The sequence below is a fragment of the Gemmatimonas sp. genome, from assembly GCF_041689975.1.
Lineage (GTDB): Bacteria > Gemmatimonadota > Gemmatimonadetes > Gemmatimonadales > Gemmatimonadaceae > Gemmatimonas.
The window spans coordinates 1-5135 of record NZ_JBDNFF010000396.1 but is presented as its reverse complement, the minus strand read 5'-3'; the positions used below and the strand labels follow the sequence as shown (position 1 = coordinate 5135).

6 protein-coding genes and 1 pseudogene are annotated in these 5135 nt (G+C 62.5%); 4 read left to right on the top strand and 3 right to left on the bottom strand.

The window, feature by feature from the left end; translation table 11 throughout:
• The coding region (locus ACESNG_RS22765; protein ID WP_373070985.1) for a GntR family transcriptional regulator at window positions 1–349 on the top strand (349 nt) is incomplete at its 5' end.
• A 246-nt stretch (window positions 350–595) separates the two neighbouring features.
• Here ACESNG_RS22765 and ACESNG_RS22760 read toward each other — a convergent pair.
• The 3 genes from ACESNG_RS22760 to ACESNG_RS22750 form a co-directional block, all read right to left on the bottom strand.
• Window positions 596–1975 (bottom strand): MFS transporter, encoded by a 1380-nt coding sequence (locus tag ACESNG_RS22760; RefSeq protein ID WP_373070983.1) that lies wholly within the window; start codon window positions 1973–1975, stop codon window positions 596–598.
• A 92-nt stretch (window positions 1976–2067) separates the two neighbouring features.
• On the bottom strand, window positions 2068–3015 hold the full coding sequence (locus ACESNG_RS22755) for an LLM class flavin-dependent oxidoreductase (protein WP_373070981.1): 948 nt from the start codon (window positions 3013–3015) through the stop codon (window positions 2068–2070).
• A 54-nt stretch (window positions 3016–3069) separates the two neighbouring features.
• Window positions 3070–3768 (bottom strand): GntR family transcriptional regulator, encoded by a 699-nt coding sequence (locus ACESNG_RS22750; RefSeq protein WP_373070979.1) that lies wholly within the window; start codon window positions 3766–3768, stop codon window positions 3070–3072.
• Between the two features lie 142 nt (window positions 3769–3910).
• Here ACESNG_RS22750 and ACESNG_RS22745 point away from each other — a divergent pair, with 142 nt between their 5' ends.
• The 3 genes and pseudogenes from ACESNG_RS22745 to ACESNG_RS22735 all read left to right on the top strand — a co-directional run.
• Entirely contained in the window at window positions 3911–4369 is a 459-nt protein-coding gene (locus ACESNG_RS22745; RefSeq protein ID WP_373070977.1) for a hypothetical protein, read from the top strand.
• A 13-nt stretch (window positions 4370–4382) separates the two neighbouring features.
• Window positions 4383–4619 carry a TSUP family transporter gene (locus tag ACESNG_RS22740; protein WP_373070975.1) on the top strand — a complete coding sequence of 79 codons (237 nt, stop codon included), beginning with the start codon at window positions 4383–4385 and terminating at the stop codon, window positions 4617–4619.
• Window positions 4571–5050: pseudogene (locus tag ACESNG_RS22735) on the top strand (dihydroxy-acid dehydratase); the annotation flags it as partial. The gene ACESNG_RS22740 and the pseudogene ACESNG_RS22735, both read left to right, overlap by 49 nt.
• Window positions 5051–5135: the final 85 nt, after the last annotated feature.

Sequence of the window (5135 nt, the reverse complement as noted above, 5' to 3'; positions counted from 1 at the left end):
CGACACCAACGACCTTGCCCGGATCGACGCTTGCATCGCCGGCGGCCGCGATGCAGCTACGGCTGGTGATGTGGTTCGGGCGGCAGAATGTCACCGCGAGTTCCATCTTGCAATCGAGGCCGCTTCGAAGAACCCCTACGCCACCACCGCAATGGATCCACTTCGTCAACGAACCGAACTTGTGTTTTCCATGCTGGCCGAAGAACGCGGCGAGACCGGATGGGATGAACACGAGGCGATTCGCGACGCAATTGCCAATCGTGACGCAGTCCGCGCCGAGCGCCTCGTCGGTGAGCACATCGTGCGCGCGCTCAATCATTTGATCGAGCGGCTCGCACCCCGCGACTAAGTCGCCGAGCCCTGACCGGCTGGGAATCGCTGCACGCCCGCTACTCAACAGCGAGCGCTTCAGTCCTGAAGTGGTGCTGCTCGCTTGCTTCACAGTTGCCCCCGATCACAAAAAGAAGTGACGAGTCTCAATCGTGCGACTCGTGGCGCCACAGACTCCCCCTGGGCGATAGGCCACACCGTAGCAAGATTGTTTACAGTAGACAAGAGGCAATATCCATGTTGTTCACACACAACAGCGGACACATCAGCGGGTTTGCCGGCCGTCGTCCTGCAGCCCCCGATCACCGTGGAACGTCGATCGCAGCGAGACCACGACAATTGCAGTCGAGGCTGCGAGGGCGAGGCCCAGCGCGGCGGTCAGACCCCTCAGGCCCTGCTCGAGCGTCACTTGAGCGCCGGGCTCGCGTCCAGCGCCAAGGTCGAAAAGCACGGCGGCGAGTGTGGCACCGAGGCCCCCGAGCACGAATCGGGCTGTGTTGAAGACCCCAGCGGCCTCTCCCGTCTGTTCCGATGGCGCGAGAATGGTGACCGCTGACGCCGACGGCGTCTGAATCAGACTCACGCCGATGCCGATCGGAATGAGGGCGAGCCCAACACCGACCATGGAGGGTGCCACTGCAGCGACTGCGATGGTTCCGGCTGCCATGAGTAATGCTCCGACCATTAGTAGGTTCCGAAGCGAGGAGCGGCGGATCAACCGCCCGGCAAAGATTGCGCCCACGAACATGCACACCGGAAGCACCGATGTGGTGAGCCCGGCTGAGCCGGCGCTCTGCCCTGCCCCAACGACGAAGAACACCGGAACACTGAATGTCACCGTGAACAGGACCACCATCTGCAAGGACGCGACCGTTGTCACGGACGCGAAGCCCGGTTGTCGGAGTAGTCCCGGGTCGATGAACGGCTCAGGCGTCCTCGACAGATGGCGTCGAAGGACCAGCCCAAGGCCGATCGAGGCCCCGAGCAGGCCGATCGTCGATGAACTCGTCCAACCCCACCGGGAGGCCTCAGTCACCGGAATCGCGAAGCAGGCCAGCGTCAGCGCTACCAGCAAAGCGCCTCTGCCATCGAGCCGTTGACGCTCTACAGGTTCGTCGGGCGGAACGAGAAAGACGACGAGAACTCCAACCAAGAGCATCGCCGGTGCGGTCATGAAGAAGATCGCCCGCCAACCGAACGCATCGACGATGACTCCCCCGACAGCTGGGCCAGCAGCCAGAGCTGCAGCGTTGACGGCAGCCCAGAGGGCCACTGGAGCACCGCGGTCCTCCTTTTCGTACATGCGAGCGATGGTGGCGAGGATGCAGGGCAGCACAGGCGCCCCCGACGCTCCCTGAAGCACACGTCCCCCTACCACTACGAGGATGTGATCGCCGATCGCAACGATGAGCGATGCAAACGAGAACACGAACATCCCTGCGAGGAAGAGGCGTCGCGGACCATACATGTCCCCCAGTCGTCCGGCAACCGACATCAGCGTGCCGAGCGCCAGTGCGAACCCCGAGATGATCCACACGGCGGTCGAGAGATCGACGCCCAGATCGTCCGCCATCGATGGCACCGCCACGTTCGCGATGCTGTTGTTGATCGTCCCGATGAAGGTGCCGCCCAGGAGCACCGACACTGCGATCCACGCAGCACGCTTCTGCCGCGCTGGTACCAAGTCGTCCGCCCGACCTACGACCTCCGCTCGACCGGAATGTTCAGCGGAGGTCGTCACCCACATTCCTGAAGCGCGCCGACCGCTCCATCAAGCCAGTGCGACGAGAGTTCGTCGACAGGTCTGACGTGCAGTCGGTCGATCCCGAGTTCAGACAGCTCGCCGATTCGGTCGAGTGCTTCGTCCTCAAGTGTGACGACGCGCAGCATGTCGGCTGCGACTATCTCAGTCGTGCATCCAGCTGCTTCGGCGATCATCTGCAGCGCGCGATCACGACTATGAGGCTCAGATGCGACCACCAGATTGACAGTCGCCGAGAAACGTAGTTCGCGGTCGGCGACCCCTTTGGCGCCTGTCGCAATGCTCATTCGACGTTCGAGATTCTCGCGGCTGTTCGCGTGCACACCATCGAAACACGGTCCTGCTGCAGACATCGCTTCGAGCAGATCGATCCGATCAGCAACAGCCGCCGCAACGCGCAACATGCGCGCGCCGTGCGCTCCGATCATGATCTGCGGCTGATGTGGCGTGGACGGCCACTCGGCGCCACAGTGCGCCCGAAAGAAGCTCCCGTCGAAGGACACCGTGCCGTGATTCTCGAACATCGCTCTGCAGATGGCTGCTGCTTCGGCGAGGCGGTCAACCCGGTTGCCCGGTGATCCCAGTGAGAGCCCGAGACCACTGTGCTCGTCCTCGAGCCAGCCCGCCCCGAGCCCCAGCTCCGCCCTGCCATCCGAGATTCGATCGAGGGTCGCTACTGCCTGCGCTACCTCGACAGGGTGGCGGAACGTCGCGGCCACCATCGTCTGGGTTAGCAGCACCCGTTCGGTGGCAGCGGCGGCGGCGGCGAGCGATACCAGCGAGTGTGGGACCGCACGGGGTGCCTCCGGCGGAATTCCGCTGAAGAAATGATCGATGACGCGGACGCCGTCGTAGCCGCGGGCCTCCGCGCGACGGGCGTCTTCCACGGGCGAGAATCCCAATGCCTTGCCGATCACCTGCATGTCAGCACCTCCCAGTGAAAATCAGCCGATCGGATGATTGTATTCAGTATCCGATTACTTGTCGAGCGCGTCTTCCTTGGTGACGGAAAGGAGGAACTGTCGCCTCGACGCGTCGATGTGTGTCCTGGCCAACTCCTCTGCTCGTGCACTATCGCCGTCGCGAATGGCAGCGACGATGGCCGCGTGTTCGGCCCACGCGGCAGTGCCCCTCTGCTCCGCTGAACGCGAGAAGATCCAGGCGATGCGTTTCGAGTACTGGCCCATAAGTACGAGGAGTTCGGTGTTGTACGAGGCGCGCGCGAGCGCTTCGTGGAAATTGTTGTTCATCTGGGCAAGGGCGTCCCACCGGCCAACGACGAGAAGCCGCTCGCCATCGTCGAGCACTCCCTCGAGTTCGTCGAGATCGGCATCGCTGCGACGAGTCGCGGCAAGGCTGGCCGCTACACCCTCGAGTGCAATACGTACCTCGTAACACTCGAGCGCCTCAGACGCGGCAACCGAAGCGACCGAAGCGCCCCGCCGCGGGGTGAGTTCGACGAATCCCTCGCGGTTCAGTTGGCGAATCGCTTCACGGACTGGTCCCCTCGACACACCTAACTCCTCGGCGAGAGCGACCTCTACAAGGCGACTTCCGGGCGCCAGTCGACCCGAGATGATCCACATTCTGAGTTCGTCACAGACAACGGCATTGAGCGGTCGATGAGCCGCGCCGATTGCGTCGAGCCCACCGCGACTCATAATCCTGTCTTTCATGTTTGCTCCGAAGTTGGTTCGCACTGGCGCATTCTGCATACAGTAAACTGAATCGCGGGCTAAATCCATTTCATCGCACGGCGCGCCCAGACATCCTGCGACGACCAAGAAGAGTCCGCGCGTCATGGCTTTTGGAGGACCAATGCGTGTTTCTGATCTAGACCAGTGGAGTTCGACACTTACCACCTACCTCTCGCACCACATCGACGCGGAGCGTGACGCGTTGTCGGCGTACCAAACGCTCGAACACGCAAGCGACGACACGCTGGTCGCTCATTTGGTGCGGTCAATCATCGCCGACGAGACACGACATCATCAGTTATTCGTCGAGATGCACTCCGCTCTTGCAACCGGGCTCGTCGACCGCAACGCATCTCCACTGGCCCATCTCGGCGATCTGAGTAGGAGCGAGCCGGGCGTTCGCGAACTGACCGAGCAGCTCCTCAAGATTGAGAACGAAGACCTTCGAGAACTGGGCGAGCTACGGCACCGTCTCGGCGAGGTTGTCGACACGAGGCGTTGGATCCCGCTTGTGGAGATGATGGAGCTTGATACCAAGAAGCACATCAAGATGCTGTCATTCATCCTCGATCTGACATGAGCGTAGATCTGACATGAGCGCTGATCTCGCGGCCGAGTCTGTCGGGCAGCAGCCGCCCGCAACAGCACTGTGGAAGCCCGCACTTGTCGGTGTCGTGGCCGGGCTGCTGTCTGGACTGTTCGGGGTCGGCGGAGGCATTCTCATTGTGCCTGCGTTGGTACTCGTCATAGGAATGCAGCAGAGGCTCGCCCATGGCACGGCGCTCGCATCGACGATCCCGACCTCGAGGTCTCTGAAGACTCAGTCTTGATCCTGCGGGGATGCAGCCCCAAGCGTTACCCTGGAATGGCCGAGGTCGGAAACATGCCGCTCCCCCGCAGACTGCTTGAGCAGGGAGTGCGCGACATGGTGCGCATCAGCGACGGACGCATGAGCGGAACCGCCTATGGAACTGTCATCCTGCACGCGGCACCCGAAGCTGCGGCGGGAGGTCCGTTGGCGCTTGTTAGAACCGGCGATCTGATCATGCTCAACGTCGAGAAGCGGACGCTTAACATGGACGTCTCGGACGAGGAGCTTGGCCGCCGCACCCAGTCACCCGCCAGCGTTGCGGCCTACGCCCCACCGACCCGAGGCTGGGAGCGACTCTACGTTGACCACGTGATGCAGGCGCACACGGGAGCCGACCTCGACTTTCTCGTGGGGGCCTCTGGTAACGATGTGACTCGCGAGTCGCACTGAGTTCTGTTACATCACTGCCCATCGCCGCGCGGGCTCGAGTCACCGACCATCAGCATCGAGCTGCGGATCAGCCCGTCGACAATCT

What these genes read in the sequence shown, in the direction of transcription:
- ACESNG_RS22745 (WP_373070977.1), top strand. Translation starts at nt 3,911, where the DNA reads ATGCGTGTTTCTGATCTAGACCAGTGGAGTTCGACACTTACCACCTAC.
- ACESNG_RS22750 (WP_373070979.1), bottom strand. Translation starts at nt 3,768, where the DNA reads ATGAAAGACAGGATTATGAGTCGCGGTGGGCTCGACGCAATCGGCGCG.
- ACESNG_RS22740 (WP_373070975.1), top strand. Translation starts at nt 4,383, where the DNA reads ATGAGCGCTGATCTCGCGGCCGAGTCTGTCGGGCAGCAGCCGCCCGCA.
- ACESNG_RS22755 (WP_373070981.1), bottom strand. Translation starts at nt 3,015, where the DNA reads ATGCAGGTGATCGGCAAGGCATTGGGATTCTCGCCCGTGGAAGACGCC.